This window comes from Mycobacterium numidiamassiliense (assembly GCF_900157365.1).
Classification (GTDB): domain Bacteria; phylum Actinomycetota; class Actinomycetes; order Mycobacteriales; family Mycobacteriaceae; genus Mycobacterium; species Mycobacterium numidiamassiliense.
Genome location: NZ_FUEZ01000004.1, coordinates 3377746 through 3397325, shown reverse-complemented (window position 1 = coordinate 3397325; position 19580 = coordinate 3377746). Strand labels below are relative to the sequence as shown.

Annotated in this window: 12 protein-coding genes and 1 pseudogene; 11 read left to right on the top strand and 2 right to left on the bottom strand. The window is 65.9% G+C overall.

Features of this window, described 5'->3' with window-relative positions; translation table 11 throughout:
* Nucleotides 1-19: 19 nt before the first annotated feature.
* The gene (gene malQ / locus MNAB215_RS24585) at nucleotides 20-2170 is read right to left on the bottom strand and encodes a 4-alpha-glucanotransferase (protein WP_077082299.1); all 2151 of its coding nucleotides are present in this window, start codon (nucleotides 2168-2170) and stop codon (nucleotides 20-22) included.
* Nucleotides 2171-2575: 405 nt separating this feature from the next.
* Between malQ and eccB the strand changes: the two genes are divergently transcribed.
* Together eccB and eccCa are read left to right on the top strand one after the other, a co-directional pair.
* On the top strand, nucleotides 2576-4096 hold the full coding sequence (eccB, locus tag MNAB215_RS24580; protein ID WP_077081105.1) for a type VII secretion protein EccB: 1521 nt from the start codon (nucleotides 2576-2578) through the stop codon (nucleotides 4094-4096).
* Nucleotides 4093-8259 carry a type VII secretion protein EccCa gene (gene eccCa, locus MNAB215_RS24575; protein WP_077081104.1) on the top strand — a complete coding sequence of 1389 codons (4167 nt, stop codon included), beginning with the start codon at nucleotides 4093-4095 and terminating at the stop codon, nucleotides 8257-8259. The genes eccB and eccCa overlap by 4 nt, the downstream gene beginning before the upstream one ends.
* Before the next feature lie 43 nt (nucleotides 8260-8302).
* Here the strand turns inward: eccCa and MNAB215_RS24570 are convergent, their stop codons facing one another.
* Nucleotides 8303-9478, bottom strand: coding sequence for a cytochrome P450 (locus MNAB215_RS24570; RefSeq protein ID WP_077081103.1), 1176 nt, complete (start codon nucleotides 9476-9478; stop codon nucleotides 8303-8305).
* Nucleotides 9479-9728: 250 nt separating this feature from the next.
* Here MNAB215_RS24570 and MNAB215_RS24565 point away from each other — a divergent pair, with 250 nt between their 5' ends.
* The 9 genes and pseudogenes from MNAB215_RS24565 (at nucleotide 9729) to MNAB215_RS30380 (ending at nucleotide 19572) form a co-directional block, all read left to right on the top strand.
* Entirely contained in the window at nucleotides 9729-9923 is a 195-nt protein-coding gene (locus MNAB215_RS24565; RefSeq protein WP_077081102.1) for a ferredoxin, read from the top strand.
* Between the two features lie 497 nt (nucleotides 9924-10420).
* Nucleotides 10421-11644 carry a PPE family protein gene (locus tag MNAB215_RS24560; protein ID WP_077081101.1) on the top strand — a complete coding sequence of 408 codons (1224 nt, stop codon included), beginning with the start codon at nucleotides 10421-10423 and terminating at the stop codon, nucleotides 11642-11644.
* Nucleotides 11645-11781: 137 nt separating this feature from the next.
* The gene (locus MNAB215_RS24555; RefSeq protein WP_077081100.1) at nucleotides 11782-12981 is read left to right on the top strand and encodes a PPE family protein; all 1200 of its coding nucleotides are present in this window, start codon (nucleotides 11782-11784) and stop codon (nucleotides 12979-12981) included.
* A 454-nt stretch (nucleotides 12982-13435) separates the two neighbouring features.
* Nucleotides 13436-13735, top strand: a complete 300-nt coding sequence (locus MNAB215_RS24550) for a PE family protein (RefSeq protein WP_077081099.1) — start codon at nucleotides 13436-13438, stop codon at nucleotides 13733-13735.
* 266 nt (nucleotides 13736-14001) lie between these two features.
* A complete protein-coding gene (locus MNAB215_RS24545; RefSeq protein WP_077081098.1) occupies nucleotides 14002-14298 on the top strand; it encodes a WXG100 family type VII secretion target in 297 nt (98 codons plus the stop codon).
* A gap of 51 nt (nucleotides 14299-14349) precedes the next feature.
* A complete protein-coding gene (locus MNAB215_RS24540) occupies nucleotides 14350-14634 on the top strand; it encodes a WXG100 family type VII secretion target (RefSeq protein WP_077079834.1) in 285 nt (94 codons plus the stop codon).
* 87 nt (nucleotides 14635-14721) lie between these two features.
* Entirely contained in the window at nucleotides 14722-15624 is a 903-nt protein-coding gene (locus MNAB215_RS24535) for an ESX secretion-associated protein EspG (RefSeq protein ID WP_077082298.1), read from the top strand.
* 280 nt (nucleotides 15625-15904) lie between these two features.
* A complete protein-coding gene (gene eccD, locus MNAB215_RS24530) occupies nucleotides 15905-17416 on the top strand; it encodes a type VII secretion integral membrane protein EccD (protein ID WP_077081097.1) in 1512 nt (503 codons plus the stop codon).
* A pseudogene (locus tag MNAB215_RS30380) lies at nucleotides 17394-19572 on the top strand (S8 family serine peptidase). The gene eccD and the pseudogene MNAB215_RS30380 overlap by 23 nt, the downstream one beginning before the upstream one ends.
* The last annotated feature ends 8 nt before the right edge of the window (nucleotides 19573-19580 follow it).

Here is a 19580-nt window from a genome sequence, read left to right as displayed (position 1 = left end):
GAAGCTAGCAGGCGTTGCGTTAAACGGCCGGAGGCGCGAGTGCCGAACGCACCGCTTCGGCCAGGGTGGCTACGCGACGATCGGTGAACACGTCCTCGAGCATCACGGGCCGGCCGTCAGGCCCGGTCAGGGGAACGCGCCAGTTGGGGTATTCGTCGGTGGTCCCCGGCTGATTCTGGGTCCGTCGGTCGCCGACCGCGTCAACCAGCGCCACCCCCAACAACCGCGACGGGGTACGGCCCAGGTAGCGGTAGAGGGCCAGAACGACTTGCTCCGGATCGTCTTCGCCGTGCGCCAGCAGTCCGACCCGGCGCAGCTCAGCCATCCAGCCCGCCAGCTCCGCCCGATCGGATGCCAGCTCTTCCTCGACGGGCCGGGTCAGCAGTCCCAGGGACTCGCGCAGCCGCACATGGTCGCCGGCCAAGTAGCCGGCCGTCGGCGGCAGGTCATGGGTAGTGACCGACGACAGGCAGTACTCGCGCCAGCGTTCGGCGGGCAGCGGACCTCCCGTTCCGTCCCGATCCAGCTCGAACCACAGGATCGAAGTGCCGAGCAGCCCCCGTAATAAGAGGTAATCGCGCACCCACGGCTCGACCGTGCCCAAGTCCTCGCCGACGACGAGTGCACCGGCACGGTGGGCTTCCAGTGCGACGATGCCGATCATCGCCTCGTGGTCGTAGCGCACGTAGGTGCCTTGAGTGGGTGGCGCGCCCTCGGGGATCCACCACAGCCGGAACAAGCCGATGATGTGGTCGATGCGGACACCGCCGGCATGGCGCAGCACGGCCCGGATCAGCGCACGGAACGGGTGATATTCCTGTTCTTCTAGCCGGTCGGGCCGCCACGGCGGCTGTGACCAGTCCTGGCCGAGCTGATTGAACTCGTCGGGCGGCGCACCCGCGGTTACCCCCAGCGCCAACACGTCCTGCAGGGCCCACGCGTCAGCCCCGTCGGGATGCACGCCGACGGCCAGGTCGTGCATGATGCCGAGCGACATTCCCGCGCGGACCGCCTGCGACTGCGCCGCGGCCAGCTGCTCGTCGAGCTGCCACTGCATCCAGCGGTGGAAGTCGATGGTCTCCTGATGCTTTCGGGCGAACTTCGCGACGCCGGCGGCCTCGGGATGCTGGACGGACTTCGGCCAGCGGCGCCAATCGCCGCCGTACTCCTCGGCCAGCGCGCACCAGGTCGCGAAGTCGTCGAGCGCGCGGCCCTCACGGTCGAGGAAGGCGCTGTAGGCCAGCTCGCGTCCCGCCGACCGGGGCACCCGGTGCAGCAGCCGCAGCGCCGTGCGCTTGGCGGCCCAGGCGCTGTCGCGGTCGATGGCGTCGAGCAGGGCGGCCCGATGTTGAACGTCCGAGCGCAGCCGTCGCACCCGGCCGCGTTTGATCAGGCCGGCGAATTCGGGGATCGCTTCGACGCGAAGATAAAGCGGGTTGAAGAAGCGCCGCGAGGTCGGGAGATACGGCGACGGTTCCATCCGGCCGGTCGACCCAGAAAACCCAGCCGCGTGCAGGGGATTGACCAGCACGTAGTCAGCGCCATGGCGGGAGGCCGACCACACCGCCAGGTCGGTCAGGTCGGCGAGGTCGCCGACCCCCCACGACTGCCGGGATCGCACGCTATAGAGCTGAGCGGCCAGCCCCCAGGCACGACCGGCACCCAGCTGCTCCGGCAGGCCGAGCCAGTCCGGCGTCATGATGAGCGCCGTGCTGGTCTCGGATTCGCCGGATCGCAGATGCACGCGGTGGTAGCCCAGCGGCAGATCGCCCGGCAGCACGAAGCTGGCCTCACCGACCCAGCGCCCGTGCAGCTCGAACGGCGGGGTGAAGTTCTCGACCTGCTGCACACCGCCGCGCACTGTGCCGTCTTCGAGCTGCAGCCACACCTCGGCGGGGTAACCGTGAGTCACATGCACCCAGAACCGGGTCGGCGCGCCGGTGCGCGCGACGATTGTCGCTGGCAACTGGCGTGCCCAATATGACCGCAGGCGAGCGGTCAGAGCGACGTTGCGCTCCTGCTCGGTGCTTGCCGCGACACCGAGCGCGGCCAGCACGGCCATTAGCGTGGCCTCCGCGACGGGCACCTGCCGGCCGGTCCAGTCTGCATACCGAGTGGCGATGCCGAATCGGTTGGCAAGTTCGACCAGCGAGGGTGCGAGCTCAGTCATGCCGCCCATCTTGCTGCCCGCACCGGCCTGCGGCGAGCGGGCCCGGGGGAGACGCGCTGCTGCGACGTCGACACGCGAGCGGACGCGTCATTCTTTGGCAGCATTCTTTCGGCAGCTCAGCGAAGTCAGTCGGGATACGCGTTCGACAAGACGAGTTCGCCTTGCGCCGTTAACATGCGTTCTAGCACGACGAAGAATTTAGCCGGGGGATCTGGTGGCGCCTACAAAAAGTGCCAGCTCAGTGGTGCAAGCCGCTGGCGGCGCCGATTGCCATGCTGACGACCCGGCGTGGCTGAATTGTTCAGCACCGCATGGCGAGGTCATTGCGGGTGCCTTACGGTTATCGATGTAATTCGCGCGCTGGGCTGTATCCAGGCGTTTTTAACAGACCGGATGGTGGATTAAGTGGCGGAAGAAAGTCGCGGGCAGCGCGGGACGGGGTACGGCCTCGGGCTGTCGACGCGCACCCAGGTGACCGGCTATCAGTTCCTTGCTCGGCGAACCTCGATGGCGCTGACCCGCTGGCGCGTCCGCATGGAGGTCGAGCCCGGCCGGCGCCAGACGTTGGCCATCGTGGCGTCGGTCTCCGCCGCGGCCGTCATCTGCCTCGGCGCTCTGCTGTACTCGTTCATCAGCCCGTCCGGCCAGATCAACGAATCGCCGATCATCGCCGACCGCGACTCCGGTGCCCTCTACGTCCGCGTCGGCGAGAAGCTGTACCCCGCGCTGAATCTGGCGTCGGCGCGGCTGATCACCGGGCGAGCCGACAATCCGCACCTGGTTCGGTCGGCCCAGATCGCCAGCCTGCCCCGCGGTCCGATGGTCGGCATCCCCGGCGCGCCGTCGAATTTCAAGCCTTCGAGCCCGTCCACTTCGTCGTGGCTGGTGTGTGACACCGCCGCCAGCTCGAGCGGCTCCGGCACACCGTCCGGGGTGACGGTGACCGTGATCGACGGAAGCCCCGACCTCAGCGGGCATCGCCGGGTCTTGAACTCCTCGGACGCGGTGGTGCTGAGCTACGGCGGCGACACCTGGGTCATCCGGCAGGGTCGCCGGTCGCGCATCGACGCCGCCAACCGCTCGGTGTTGCTGCCGCTTGGCTTGACGCCCGAGCAGGTCAGCATGGCGAGGCCGATGAGCCGCGCCCTGTTCGACGCGTTGCCGGTTGGACCCGAACTGACGGTGCCCGAGGCCCCGAACGCGGGCGGCGCGGCGACGTTCCCGGGGGCGCCGGGCCCGATCGGCACGATCATCGTCACGCCGCAAATCAGTGGGCCACAACAGTATTCGCTGGTGCTCGCTGACGGCGTGCAGACACTGCCGCCCCTGGTGGCCCAGATCATGCAAAACGCCGGTGGCGCGAACAACAGCCGGCCGGTGACCGTGGAACCGTCCGCGCTGGCGAAGATGCCGGTGGTCAACAAGCTCGATCTGTCGTCCTATCCGGACAATCCGCTGAACGTGATGGACATGCGGGACAACCCGGCGACCTGCTGGTGGTGGGAGAAGACCTCCGGCGAGAGCCGGGCCCGTGTCGAGATCATCTCCGGCCCGACGATCCCGGTGGCGCAGAACAACACGAACAGGGTGGTGTCGCTGGTGAAGGCCGACACGACCGGCCGCGAAGCCGATCAGGTCTACTTCGGCCCGAACTTCACCAACTTCGTGGCGGTCACCGGCAACGATCCCGCCGCCAAGACCACCGAATCGCTATGGTGGCTGACGGATGCGGGTGCTCGCTTCGGCGTTGACGACACCCGCGAAGTGCGCGAGGCGTTGGGCTTGCAGACGCAGCCCGGCCTGGCGCCCTGGGTGGCGCTGCGCCTGCTCCCGCAAGGCCCGACGCTGTCGCGCGCGGACGCGCTGGTGGAGCACGACACCCTACCGATGGATATGTCCCCTGCAGAGTTGGTGGTACCGAAGTGAAACGTGGATTTGCCCGGCCGACTGCGGAGAAGCCGCCGGTTATCAAACCGGAGAACATCGTCCTACCGACCCCGCTGAGCATTCCGCCACCGGAAGGCAAGCCCGTGTGGCTGGTCGTGGTGGGCGTGCTGGTGATCGGCCTGATGATCGGCATGGTCGCCATGGTCTTCGGCAGCGGCTCGCGCGTGTTCGGTGGTGCCGGCGCGATCTTCCCGATCTTCATGATCGGCGGCGTTGCGATGATGATGTTCGGTGGCCGCTTCGGTGGTCAACAGCAGATGAGCCGCCCGAAGCTCGACTCGATGCGCGCCCAGTTCATGCTGATGCTGGACATGCTGCGCGACACCGCGCACGAGTCGGCCGACAGCATGGACGCCAACTACCGCTGGTACCACCCGGCGCCGGGCACGCTCGCCGCTGCTGTGGGGTCGTCGCGGATGTGGGAGCGCAAGCCCGACGGTAAAGACCTCAACTTCGGGGTCGTTCGCGTCGGCGTGGGGATGACCCGCCCCGAGGTGACCTGGGGTGAGCCCCAGAACATGCCTACCGACATCGAGCTGGAACCCGTCACCGGTAAGGCACTTCAGGAGTTCGGGCGCTACCAGAGCGTCGTCTACAACCTGCCCAAGATGGTGTCGCTGCTCGTCGAGCCGTGGTATTCGCTGATCGGCGAGCGCGAGCAGGTCCTGGATTTGATGCGTGCCATCATCTGCCAGCTGGCCTTCTCCCATGGCCCCGACCACGTGCAGATGGTGGTGGTCACGTCGAATCTGGACGAGTGGGAGTGGGTGAAGTGGCTTCCGCACTTCGGTGATCCGCGCCGCCAGGACGCGGCGGGCAACGCCCGTATGGTCTACAGCTCGGTGCGCGAATTCGCCGCCGAGCAGGCCGAATTGTTCGCCGGTCGTGGGTCTTTCACGCCCCGGCACGCCAGTTCGTCGTCGCAGACCCCGACGCCGCATCACGTGATCGTCGCCGACGCGACGGATCCCCAATGGGAGTACGTGATCAGCTCCGAAGGCGTCGACGGTGTCACGTTCTTCGACCTGACCGGCTCGTCGATGTGGTCATCTGTCCCGGAACGGACGCTGCGCTTTGACGACAAGGGCGTGATCGAGGCTCTGCCCCGTGACCGCGACACCTGGATGGTGATCGATGACAAGCCCTGGTTCTTCGCGCTGACGGACCGGGTCAGCCGCGCGGAGGCAGAGGACTTCGGCCAGAAGTTGGCACGCTGGCGGCTCGCGGAGGCCTACGAAGAGATCGGCCAGCGGGTGGCCCACATCGGCGCCCGAGACATCCTGTCGTACTACGGCGTTGACGACCCGTCCGACATCGACTTCAACGCATTGTGGGGCGCCCGTACCGACACAATGGGCCGGTCGAGGTTGCGGGTGCCTTTCGGCAATCGCTCCGACAACGGCGAACTGCTGTTCTTGGACATGAAGTCGCTCGACGAAGGCGGCGACGGCCCACACGGCGTCATGTCGGGAACAACCGGTTCGGGTAAGTCGACGCTGGTGCGAACAGTGATCGAATCGCTGATGCTCGGCCACCCGCCAGAGGAGTTGCAGTTCGTCTTGGCCGACCTCAAGGGTGGGTCCGCGGTCAAGCCCTTCGCCGGGGTCCCGCACGTATCGCGGATCATCACCGACCTTGAAGAAGACCAGGCCCTGATGGAGCGCTTCCTCGACGCGCTGTGGGGCGAGATCGCCCGCCGCAAGGCGGTCTGCGACAACGCAGGCGTCGACGACGCCAAGGAGTACAACTCCGTGCGGTCCAGGATGCGGGCACGCGGGCAGGACATGCCGCCGCTCCCGATGCTCGTGGTGGTCATCGACGAGTTCTACGAGTGGTTCCGCATCATGCCGACCGCGGTCGACGTCCTCGACTCGATCGGCCGCCAGGGTCGTGCGTACTGGATCCACTTGATGATGGCGTCGCAGACCATCGAGAGCCGCGCCGAAAAGCTCATGGAGAACATGGGTTATCGGCTGGTCCTGAAGGCCCGCACCGCGGGTGCGGCGCAGGCGGCCGGTGTGCCGAACGCCGTGAACCTGCCCGCCCAGGCGGGGTTGGGTTACTTCCGTAAGAGCCTCGAGGAAATCACCCGGTTCCAGGCCGAATTCCTGTGGCGGGACTACTACCGCTCCGGCATCACCATCGACGGCGAGGAAGCACCGGTGCTGGTGCACAGCATCGATTACATTCGCCCGCAACTTTTTACCAACTCGTTCACCCCGCTTGAGGTAAGCGTCGGGGGACCAGACATCGAGGCGGCGGCCCTGCTGGGCAACGGTGAGCTGCTCGAGGCCGAGGCCGAGCCGGAGGAAGGTGAGGAGAGCATCAGGACGCCGAAGGTCGGCACGGTGATCATCGATCAGCTGCGCCAGATCGATTTCGAGCCTTACCGCCTGTGGCAGCCGCCGCTGACCACGCCCGTCCCGATCGACGAGTTGGTCAACCGGTTCCTCGGCCACCCGTGGCAGGAGGACTACGGCTCGGCCAGGGACCTGGTGTTCCCGATTGGCATCATCGACCGTCCGTTCAAGCACGACCAGCCACCGTGGACGGTGGACACCACCGGGGCTGGTGCCAACGTCCTGATCCTGGGCGCCGGCGGTTCGGGCAAGACCACGGCACTGCAGACGCTCATCTGCTCGGCCGCGCTGACCCACACCCCTGAGCAGGTCCAGTTCTACTGCATCGCTTACAGCGGTACCGCGCTGACGACGGTCGCACGGTTGGCGCACGTGGGTGAGGTAGCCGGACCGACTGATCCCTATGGTGTGCGCCGTACCGTGGCCGAACTGCTGGCGCTGGTACGCGACCGCAAACGGAGCTTCCTCGAATACGGCATCGCCTCGATGGAGGTGTTCCGGCGCCGCAAGTTCGGCGGTGAGCCCGGCCCGGTGCCCAACGATGGCTTCGGCGACGTTTACCTGGTGATCGACAACTACCGGGCGTTGGCCGAGGAAAACGAAGTGTTGATCGAACAGGTGAACCTGATCATCAACCAGGGCCCGTCGTTCGGTGTGCACGTCATCGTCACCGCCGACCGTGAATCGGAGCTACGGCCGCCGGTGCGTAGTGGCTTCGGCTCGCGGATCGAGTTGCGGCTGGCCGCGGTGGAAGACGCCAAGCTGGTTCGGTCCCGGTTCGCCAAGGATGTTCCGGTCAAACCCGGCCGCGGCATGCTTGCCGTCAACTACGTCCGCCTCGACAGCGATCCGCAGGCGGGCCTGCACACGCTGGTGGCTCGGCCGGCGTTGGCCAGCACCCCGGACAACGTCTTCGAATCCGACACTGTGGTCGCGGCGGTCAGCCGGCTCACCAGCGGCCAGGCGCCGCCGGTACGCCGCCTGCCGGCGAAGTTCGGGGTGGAACAGGTGCGCGAGCTGGCCGCCCGGGACACCCGCCAAGGCGTTGGTGCAGGCGGAATCGCTTGGGCCATATCCGAATTGGACTTGGCGCCGGTCTATCTGAACTTCGCCGAAAACGCGCACCTGATGGTGACGGGTCGACGCGAATGCGGCAAGACCACGACCCTGGCCACCATCATGGCCGAAATCGGCCGACTGTACGCGCCCGGATCAAGCACCGCACCGACGCCACCGGCCGGACGGCCCTCGGCGCAGGTTTGGTTGGTCGACCCGCGCCGTCAGCTGCTGACCACAATGGGCCCGGAGTACGTGGAGAAGTTCGCCTACAACCTCGATGGCGTGCAGGCGATGATGGGACAGTTGGCCGCGCTTCTGGCCAGCCGCGAACCTCCACCCGGCCTGTCCGCAGAAGAGCTACTGGCCCACTCTTGGTGGAGCGGTCCGGAGATCTTCTTGATCGTCGACGACATCCAGCAGCTTCCCGCCGGCTTCGATTCGCCGCTGCACCAGGCCGCGCCCTGGGTGACCAGGGCAGCTGACGTCGGCCTGCACGTCTTCGTCAGCCGCTCGTTCGGTGGCTGGTCTTCGGCGGGCAGCGACCCGATCTTGCGGGCGCTCGCTCAGGCGAACTCACCGCTGCTGGTGATGGACGCCGACCCCGACGAGGGCTTCATCCGCGGCAAGATGAAGGGTGGCCCGCTGCCCCGTGGTCGAGGCCTGCTCATGGCCGAGGACACCGGCGTCTTCGTGCAAGTGGCTGCGACCGAGCTGCGCAAGTAGGACGACTACCGCTGAGTTGGAGTTGGTGTGGAGATTTCCGCAATCAACTCCAGCTCAGCGGTAATTCCTTGAGTGCGAAGGTCTTTGACGGGAACTTGATCTCCGGAGAGTAACCGGGTGCTAGTTCGAAGTCGGGGATTTGCCTGAGCCACTCGCCGACAATGGTGGTCAGCTCGATTCGTGCCAGGTGAGAGCCTAGGCAGCGATGCGGACCACCACCAAAACCCCAGTGCCGGTGGACTTTTCCGTCCAGAACCAATTCGTCGGTGGATATGGAGTCGCTGCCGTCCCGGTTGATTGCGGCCATGCATAGGCGCACCTGGGTGCCAGGGGGTAACGTCATGCCGCCCACTTCGACGTATTCGGTGGTTACCCTGGGCGCGACCGGCGCGGACGGCTCCAGTCGGACAATTTCTTCGATGAAAACCCTTGTCTTCCTGGGGTTGTCGCGAAGTTCCAGACGCAGATCTGGCCTGCGGGCCAGATGGAAGAGGGCGAATCCGATGGCCGCCGTCACAGTGTCCAATCCCGCCAGGATCAGCAGGTGACTCATACCCAGCAGTTCGAGATCGCTGAAATTCCCTTCGCTGGTCATCACTTTCGACAACATGTCGGAGCCCGGGTTCCGCCGGCGCTGCTGGATGGCGTCGGTGAGGTAGTCCATCAGCGCGTACCCCTTGTCGATGTCCTCCTGGCTGAGGGCGGGTTTGTCTGCGATCAGGGCGTCCTTCCAGTCAATCAAAAGGTCGCGATCTTCTAGCGGCAGACCATAAAGGTCCAGGAATACCTGAAAGGGGTACAAACTGGCGAAATCCGCCATCGCCTCGCACATGCCACGGCCGGCAAACTGAGCGATCATTTCGGTGGCGTGGCGCTCCAACACTGGCCGCGAGTTGCTCAGCCCGTGCGGGCTGAAAAACGGCTGCAGGATTTTGCGATAGCGGGTGTGTTCCGGCGGGTCGAAGGCCAGCGGGACTACGGGCAGCGGATAGCCGGGTGGTTGTAGCGCCAATCGTGACGAGAAGACCTTGGGATTGCGCAGCGCGGCCAAGACATCCTCGCGGCGCGTCAAGTAGTAGAAGCCGTTCATGAACACGACCGGGCCGGCGTCGCGGAGTGTCTTCCACCCAACACCTCGGTCAGCCGCCATCGGCAACTTGTAGTAGTCGAGCCGCGGTAGGTAGAACGCGCCTGGCTCGCCTTCGCCGAGAGTGCTCATACCCGCTGTCTCCGCTTGTCTCTCAATTTGTTTCGTTGCCAGCCCCGACGAAGGCGCCTGGCTTGCAGCTGTAACTCACCCGATTCTTGCTGGCTTACCAATATCCCACGTACTCCGATGACGCTGCCATCCGGATGCTAAGCCCCGACCCGGCGAGCTTCTCGGAGAATTCAGCGACCGGCTAACCTACGTATCGAATTGTCAAGTCCGACCTGGCGGGCTCGGCGGAACCGTCGGAGGAGGAAACCTTGTGAGGGTTCGTCTCGAAAAGTCGAGGTGCGTGGGCCACGCCCAGTGCTACGCCGTCGCTCCAGATCTGTTCCCCATCGACGAGTCGGGCTATTCGATTCTCGAAGAGCGTGAGGTGCCGCCCGACGACGAGGATCTGACTCGCGACGGTGTGGCCTCCTGCCCGGAAATGGCGCTCGTCCTCGAAGAGGACTGACCTGACGCACGTCACGGTTTGAACCGTCAAGCGAACGAGGAATGAACGACCGGCGGCCGTAAATGAACGTGAGCTGACCGGGAGTGAACAGTAATTGGCCTGGCGTGAATAGTTGGCTTCGCCTGTCGGCGCAAACGCGATCAGCAACTAATCTCATTCGCGAGCGACAGTTCAGGCCCGAAAAGTGAGCTGTCGCTTGGTTGCTGACAGTGGGGGGTTGACGAGGCGGGATGTGGCCATGACGTCCATATCCGGGTATCCGGGAACGCAGGTGGCTGGCCGCTTTCTGCAGCACGAAGGAGTGCACCACAACTTGCCTGCGAGCCGGTTAGTGGAGTTTGCTGGCCGGTTACCCGCATGACTGTCACCGGGTTATTGGATCAGAAAGAGCATTAGTCCAAGGGGTCGTGGTTACGAAGTCGTAGCCGCGGCCGCACAGAGGTCTTATATGAGGGCCGGGATCGCCGTGGCGATCGCGGCCAACTGAGGAGGACACGGTGTTCGACTTCGCGGCGAGACCGCCCGAAATCAATTCCGGTCTGATGTATGCCGGTCCGGGGTCGGGGCCGATGATGGCCGCGTCTGCCGCCTGGGACCAGATTGCGGCGGAGTTGGGCCTCGCGGCTAGTGGCTACAATTCAGCGATTTCGGAACTGGTCAGTGGGCCGTGGCTGGGACCCGCTTCGAGGGCGATGCTCGCGGCGATCACGCCGTACGTCACGTGGCTCAGTGGGGTCGCCGCGCAAACCGAACAGACCGCCATCATGGCGCGGTCTGCTGCTGCGGCCTATGAGACCGCGTTCATGATGACGGTGCCGCCGCCGGTGATTGCGGCGAACCGGGTTTTGCTGGCGAACCTGATCGCGACCAACTTCTTCGGGCAGAACACCCCGGCCATCGGGGTCACCGAAGCCCAGTACATGGAGATGTGGGCCCAAGATGCCGCCACCATGTACACCTACGCCGCCTCGTCCGCGATCGCCGCGGAGGTACCTCCGTTCAGCTCCGCGCCGAACACCACAAACCCCGATGCGACCACCGCCCAAGCCAACGCGGTCACCCAGGCCAACGCCACGCAGGCCGGCAACTCCGCACAGACCGTGGCAAATACAACTATGCAGACGACCCAAGCAGCCACTGTTCCCCAAACACTGCAACAACTTTCGGCCGCGCCGACGGCGGCCCCTGCCGCCACGGACCCGCCCTGGTGGTCGAGCTGGTTCGCGATCCCGACCCCGAGCAACCCGATGGGGTTTAGCGGTAGCTTCTACAACACGTTGAGACAAGGCTTGCAAGCCTATTTCGGGGTCGGCCTCGGCGCATTTGGCTACCAGATGCAGCAGCAGTTGACCTACGGTTTAGGTAGCACCGCCGGTGGTTCGGGTGCCTGGTTCCCCACTCCGCAGTTCGCCGGCCTGTTCCTGGGCGCCTCCCACGGCGGCGGCGCTGCAGCGTCGGCCCATTTGGCGTCGGCCACTCAGGTAGGCGGGTTGTCGGTGCCGTCGACCTGGACGGCCACCCCCGTCGACGCGGTGGTCGAACAGCCCGTGACCAAGGCGATGACCGTCAACTATCTGGCCAGCGAAACCGCGACGCCGGGCACCAACGGCATCCTGCAGGGCATGCCCATGACCGGTGGGGCCCGTCGCGGCGCCGCGGGCTTCACCCACAAGTACGGCTTCAAGCACAGCGTGCTCACCCGACCACCATCGGCCGGATAACACCATGGTCCATCTAGCGTCGTTGCTAGCGGTTCCCGATGGCCTTGTGCCGCAGGGTTATTGAGGAGGAGATTTTTAGGATGTCGTACGTGCTGACAGAGGCGGCCACCGTGGCCGCGACGGGCTAAGGAGACACTGTGTCTAGTTTTGATTTGTTACCGCCAGACGTCACCTCGGCATTGATCTATTCCGGTCCGGGTTCGACGTCGTATACGACGGCAGCTTCGGCGTGGAACGCGATTGCCGCCGAGCTGCAGTCCTACGCCCTGGGCATCAACAACGTCGTCACCGAGCTGTCCAACGAGGAGTGGCTGGGCGTGTCGTCGTCGGCCATGGCTTCGGCGGTGGGCCCGTTTGTGCAGTGGGCGCAAAACACCGCGACCCAGGCCGAGCAGAACGCCACCTCGGCCAGCTCGGCTGCTGCGGCCTACGAGCAGGTCTTCGCCTCGGTCACCCCACCGCCGGTGATCGCGCTCAACCGCGCGCAGCTGCTTAAGGCCACCGCGACCAACATCTTCGGCCAAAACAACAACGTGATCTCTCAACTCGAGCAGCAATACCAGGGCTACTGGGCGAAGAACACCTCCGCGCTCAACGCCTACCAGACCCAGTCGACCAACGCGACCAAACAGTTGACCGCGGCCACCGCAGCGCCCCAGATCGCCTCCAACAGCGCCACGGCCAACCAGACCGCGGCAACCAGCACCACCGCGGGCACCGGCACCGCACAGCAAACGGTGGCCCAGGCCAGCACGGCCGCCACGCCCGCCGCGGTCACTAACGCGCCCGCGGCGACGACCCCGCCCAGCTCGGAGCTGTGGTTCCTGTTGACCGGCCAGACGCTCTTGCCGTCCAACCTGGCCGCCTTTGTCAATGGCCTGAGCCCGTTTGCCGGTTTTGCCTATAACACCGAGGGTCTGCCCTACTTCTCCGTCGGTATGGGTAACAGCGGCGTGCAGATCGCCAAAAGCACCGGGCAGCTCGGCGGCGCCGTGGCCGGTGCGGCCGCAGCCGCGCCCAAGGGCCTGTCCGGCCTGGGCGGCATGCTCGGCGGCGGTGCTGCCGCACCGTCGGTGGCCGCAGGACTGGGCAACGCCGCCTCCATCGGCAAACTCGCCGTCCCCGCCGCCTGGAGCGGCGCCCTCCCCGGCGTCGTACACCCCACCAGCGCCATCCCCGTCAGCGCCATCAGCGCCGCCCCCGAAGCCGCCGGCGGACCCGGCAACCTCCTGGGCGGCATGCCACTGGCCGGCATGGGCACCGGCGGAGCCTCCGGCGCAGGACCCCGCTACGGATTCAAACCCACCGTCATGGCCCGCCCACCCTTCGCCGGATAACCAGCCCGAGGCGCCCAGCGTGAGGCAGGTAACAGGGATGCACGGTAGTTGCTGGCCAACAGGTCGGTGGCCGCAGCGCGCGCTGATGGTTACCGTGCTGACATGCCAGGAATCGGCCGCAAAGATGCGGCGCACGGCCTGGCGGCTGCCGTTATGATTGTTGCTGTGCCCTCGCGGGAGAGAACGGGCCGCCAGACAGTTGCCGGCGGCGAAGACTAAATGGCACTGAAAGGCGTTTATCAACAGGCTGTCCACACCCCCAGCGGACCCGCGATATCGCTGGTGGGGACCCCAAAACGGGTCCACCGCTGTTACTGTGTCGTTACAAAAGATGAACTCGCCGTAGCGTTCCGTGAACAATTGAGGACGGGCGGCTTCCGAAACACCCCTCAACTAAAACAGTCATCTACGCTCTCACCCAGAGAGTGGGGGATCAATCTAGGAGGAAAACAGTATGTCGTTCGTGAACACACAGCCGGAGGCGATCCTGGCGGCAGCTGGAACCCTGAATGGGATCGGCTCGGCCCTAAACGCCCAGAACGCGGCTTCAGTGGCCCCGACGACCGGGGTGGTACCCGCCGCGGCCGACGAGGTCTCAGCGCTCACCGCGGCCCAGTTCGTCGCACACGCGCATCTATACCACGCAGTCAGCGCACAAGCAGCAGCGATTCACGAGCAGTTCGTGAGCACCCTGCAGACCAGTGCCGGTTCTTACGCCACGGTCGAGGCCGCCAACGCGATTGCTACCGCCTGATCGGTTCCGGCTTAGACGTCGGGACGAAGCCCACCCGGGTGGGCTTCACAGAAACTCCCTTGCAGTCGCCAGGCCAGTCAACTCAAACGCCGCAGTTCGGGTTCGGCACAGCTCTCAGCGGGCTGGAAGGCCCGGTGGCCTCTGGCAGACGAGAAGGGGGAGTCATTTTTAAGCACTCGGTCCGGCAGTTGCGGCAGCACGCGTAACCAGTCGGACATCATCGTCCACCAAATTGAGAACGACATATATAGAAGGAGAAAGGCAACATGGCAACACGTTTTATGACCGACCCGCACGCGATGCGGTCCATGGCAGGTCGCTTTGAGATGCACGCCCAGACGGTTTCGGACGAGGCTCGCAAGATGTGGGCTTCCTCGATGAACATCGCCGGTGCCGGCTGGAGCGGCCAGGCCCAGGCGACGTCCTACGACACCATGGGTCAGATGAACCAGGCGTTCAACAACATCGTCAACATGCTGCACAGCGTGCGTGACGGCCTCGTGCGTGACGCGAACAACTACGAGACGCAAGAGCAGGCCTCGCAGCAGGCCCTCAGCCACTAGCCGCAACCGACTCGGCTGCGTAACCTTTCCAGACGTTAGGAGAACATCGCTATGAGCATTAACTACCAGTTCGGAGATGTCGACGCCCACGGCGCCCTCATCCGCCAGCAGGCCGCCTCGCTGGAGGCCGAGCACCAGGCCATCGTTCGCGATGTGCTTGCTGCCGGCGACTTCTGGGGTGGCGCCGGTTCGGTCGCTTGCCAGGAGTTCATCACCCAGCTGGGTCGTAACTTCCAGGTGATCTACGACCAGGCCAACCAGCACGGCCAGAAGGTGCAGTCGGCGGGCAACAACATGGCCAGCACCGACAGCGCCGTCGGCTCCAGCTGGGCCTAATTACCCAACTACAGGCGCGGCAGCACACCACCTGTCGGTGTGCTGCCGCGTCCTGCGGTTTCCGTGCACGACGACTTTGAGGTACTGATGGACCAACAGACCACTCGCACCGACATCACCGTCAACGTAGACGGATTCTGGATGCTCCAAGCGCTCCTGGACATCCGGCACGTCGCGCCCGAGCTGAGGTGCCGGCCCTTCGTATCCACCGACTCCAGCGACTGGCTCAACGATCACCCCGGGATGGCGGTGATGCGTGAGAACGGCATCGTCATCGGCGACCAGGTGCATGAGGAAGTCGCGGCACGGTTGCGGGTGCTCGCCGCGCCCGACCTCGAGGTGGTCGCCCTGCTGTCGCGCGGCAAGCTCCTCTACGGCGTCGTCGATGACGAAAATCAGGCCCCGGGCTCGCGCGACATTCCGGACAACGAGTTTCGGGTGGTCCTGGCGAGGCGCGGCCAGCACTGGGTCTCGGCCGTTCGCGTCGGCACCGACATCACCGTCGACGATGTCGCCGTCGCCGACAGCGCCTCAATCGCCTCGCTGGTGCTCGACGGCCTCGAGTCCATTCACCATGCCGAGCCCGCCGCAATCAATGCGGTCAACGTGCCGCTCGAAGAGATGCTGGAAGCAACGAAGTCGTGGCAGGAGTCCGGCTTCAACGTGTTTTCCGGCGGAGACCTGCGCCGAATGGGCATCAGCGCCGCCACCGTGGCCGCGCTCGGGCAAGCACTTTCCGACCCGGCAGCCGAGGTCGCCGTGTATGCACGGCAGTACCAGGACGACGCCAAGGGTCCAAGCGCCTCGGTGCTGTCACTCAAAGACGGGTCCGGTGGCCGCATTGCGCTTTATCAACAGGCACGGACCTCGGGGTCCGGGGAGGCCTGGCTCGCCATCTGTCCGGCGACCCCGCAGCTGGTGCAAGTCGGTGTCAAGACGGTGTTGGAAACGCTGCCTTATGGCGAGTGGAAGAGCCACAGCAGGGTTTAACGAGGGCACGAAACATAAGCGAAACACAAACGCATACAAGGTTTTTCATCAGGACATGCGGTCACGAAGCGAACACGTCATACTTCTCTAGGATCAGCAGCAAATTTTGATTGCAAGTGTCACCAGAACCACTAATCGCTAAGGCGGGGCAGATGGAATCCAAAAATGTCGAGCTACACCGCACCGGCGCCGGCGGCGCCACGGTGAGTGGATCGACACGGCCTCCCGCGCGGCTGACGGCACTGGATTACACGTTCACCATGACAGGGGGTGCAAGGCGATGACTGCGGTAGCTGACGCGCTACAGGCTGACGTCGAGGGAATCTCACAGCCTCGGGCAGTTGTAGTTGGCATTATGGCCGGTGACGGCGTGCAGGTCGGCGTTCTACTGGACGCCAACGCACCGGTCTCGGTCATGACTGAGCCGCTGCTGAAGGTGGTCAACAGCCGTTTGCGGGAGCTCGGTGAGACCACGCTGGAGGCGACCGGACGGGGGCGGTGGGCACTCTGCCTGGTCGACGGGACGCCCCTGCGGGCCACTCAGTCCCTGACCGAGCAGGACGTCTACGACGGCGACCGCCTGTGGATCCGGTTCATCGGCGACACCGAGAAGCGATCGCAGGTCATCGAGCACATCTCGACTGCGGTTTCGCAGAGCCTCAGCAAACGCTTCGCCGCGATCGACCCGGTCATGGCTCTGCAGGTCGGCGCGACGATGGTGGCCTCGGGCGTGACGGTCGCCTCCGCGCTGCTGCTCTGGTACCGCTGGCACCACAACTCGTGGCTCGCCACCATCTTCGGCGCGGTCATCGGCGCGGTGGTGTTGGGCGTTTCCATGATGCTGCTGATGCGGGCCCAGTCCGAAGCGGACCGCCGCGTCGGCGACATCATGCTGCTGAGCAGCCTGGCGCCGTTGGCTGTCGGCGCCGCCGCGGCCCCGCCTGGTGGCGTGGGGTCCCCGCAAGCGGTGTTGGGCTTCGCGGTCCTCACCATCGCCGCGACGCTGGCCCTGCGTTTCACCGGCCGGCGATTGTCTACCTACACCGCGATCGTCACCATCAGCGGGGTTGCCACGATTGCGGCCCTGGCGCGGATGGTCGCAATGACCGGCGCGGTGACCCTGTTGACCAGCGTGGTGCTGGTCAGCGTCCTCGGGTACCAGTGCGCACCCGCCATCTCCCGCCGGCTGTCGGGTATTCGCTTGCCCGTGTTCCCGTCGGCGACCAGCCGCTGGGTCTTCGAGGCCCGGCCGGACCTGCCGACCACAGTGGTGCACAACGACGGCGGCCCGCCCGTCCTGGAGGGCCCCGCGTCGGTCCGCGACGTGCTGCTGCAGGCCGAACGTGCCCGGTCATTCCTGACCGGTCTGCTGACCGGGCTGGGCGTCTTGATGGTCGTCTCGTTGACCGGACTGTCCGACCCGCACACCGGGCAGCGGTGGCTGCCGCTGTTGCTGGCCGGCTTCAGCGCTGGCTTCCTCATGCTGCGGGGACGTTCGTACGTGGACCGCTGGCAGGCGATCACCCTGGCGGGGACGTCGGTGCTGATCGTTGGCGCGGTGGTGCTGCGCTACGCGCTCGTCTTGCAGTCGCCGCTGTCGGTGTCGATCAGCGTGGCGATCCTGGTTCTGCTGCCGGCGGCCGGGCTGACGGCTGCGGCCGTGGTGCCCAACACCGTGTACAGCCCGCTGTTCCGCAAGTTCGTGGAGTGGATTGAATACCTCTGCCTCATGCCAATCTTCCCGCTGGCATTGTGGTTGATGAATGTTTATGCAGCGATCCGCTACCGGTAATGGCAAAGAGTGGCGTCGGCGCGCATCACGCGTGACCGTCGCCGCTCTTTTGCTGACCACAGGTGCACTAGCGGGCTTACCACCCGCGTCGGCCATCTCGCCGCCGACGATTGACCCGGGCGCGGTACCGCCGGACACCCCGCCCGGCCCGCCGGCCCCGATGAAGCAGAGCTCTTACTGCACTGAGGTCGGGGTGCTGCCCGGCACTAATTTCAAGCTGCAGCCCAAGTACATGGACATGCTGAACCTGCAGGAGGCATGGCAGTTCGGCCGAGGCGCCGGGCAACGGGTCGCCGTCATCGACACCGGCGTGACCCCGCACCCCCGGTTTCAGCACCTGATCCCGGGTGGCGACTACGTCATGGGCGGGGACGGGTTGTCGGACTGCGACGCCCACGGCACCATCGTGGCCTCGATGATCGGCGCAGCTCCGGCGAGCGGCGCGCCGCTGCCGGGGGCCGGACCGCGCAAGCCGGTGACCATTCCGACCACCGAGCCGCCGCCGAAGGCACCACCGCCACAGACCGTGACTTTGTCGCCGTTGCCACAGACCGTGACGATGGTTCCGCCAACTGAAGCACCACCGCCGGGAATTTTCGGGGCACCGCCGCCGCCCGCTGACGCCCCGGCCGCGCCGGCGTCACCCGCCGCCCCTGCTGGACCGGCTTCGCCGAGTCAGCAGTCCGGCCCGTCGCAGGGCCAACCGGCTGGTCCGGCGCCTGGTCCGCCGCCGCAGACCGTGCCGCCGCAGGCCGTGCCGCCGGTTCCCGGAGCCGCAAATCACGGCGGCGGCGGCACGGTGACGATCCCCAGCTACCACGGTGGCGGGCAGGTCGCGAAGGTCGACAGCGACGGCGCATCCCGTCCGCTCGCGCCGCCACCCCCGCCGCCACCGTGGCGGCTGGGGATCGCCCTGCCTCTTATACACATCCCCGAGCCCCCGANAGGGCCAACCGGCTGGTCCGGCGCCTGGTCCGCCGCCGCAGACCGTGCCGCCGCAGGCCGTGCCGCCGGTTCCCGGAGCCGCAAATCACGGCGGCGGCGGCACGGTGACGATCCCCAGCTACCACGGTGGCGGGCAGGTCGCGAAGGTCGACAGCGACGGCGCATCCCGTCCGCTCGCTCCGCCACCCCCGCCGCCACCACCCCCGCCCCCTCCGGCACCGCCCGGGCAGGCGGCCGACGCATACAGCGGCATTGCGCCCGACGTCGACATCATCTCGATCCGGCAGTCCAGCCAGGCCTTCGGCCTCAAGGACGCCTACACCGGCGACGAGGATCCGCAGTCCGCGGCGAAGATCACCAGCATCGACACCATGGCTAAGGCGATCGTGCATGCGGCCAACATGGGGGCCTCGGTGATCAACATCTCCGATGTGAACTGCATGAGTGCCCGCAACATCATCGACCAACGCACGCTGGGCGCCGCCATCCGCTACGCGGCAGTCGACAAGAATGTCGTCATCGTCGCGGCGGCCGGTGACAGTAGCAAGCGGGACTGCAAGCAGAACCCGATTGAGGATCCCTTGCAGCCCAACGATCCCCGCGACTGGCATGCGGTGAACACCGTGGTCACGCCGTCCTGGTTCAGCGACTATGTGTTGACCGTCGGGGCGGTGGATTCCGACGGTCATCCGCTCACGGGCGGCCAGAACCAGGGCTCAACAAGCATCGCCGGACCATGGGTGGGAATCGCGGCGCCCGGAAACGACGTCATCGGGCTCTCGCCGCGCGACGACGGGCTGATCAACGCGATCGATGGCCCGGACAACACGCTATTGGTGCCGGTCGGTACGAGCTTCTCGGCCGCGATCGTGACGGGGGTGGCGGCACTCGTCCGTGCCAAGTACCCGCACCTGACGGCAAACCAGGTCATCAACCGGTTGGAGCGCACGGCCAGGGCCCCGGCCCGCGGCGTGGACAACCAGGTCGGCTACGGCGTCGTCGACCCGGTGGCGGCACTGACCTGGGATGTTCCCGACGGTCCGCCCAAGCCGCCGAACCAACTGTCGATACCGCTCAACATTCCTAAAGCCGCCCCGCCCCGCGATATGGTGCCGGTGTGGGTGGCGGCCGGGGGGTTGACCGGGGCGCTACTGATAGGCGGCGCGATATTCGGTGTTTCGATACTGATGAAACGCCGCAGGCAGCAATAAGGGCGGAG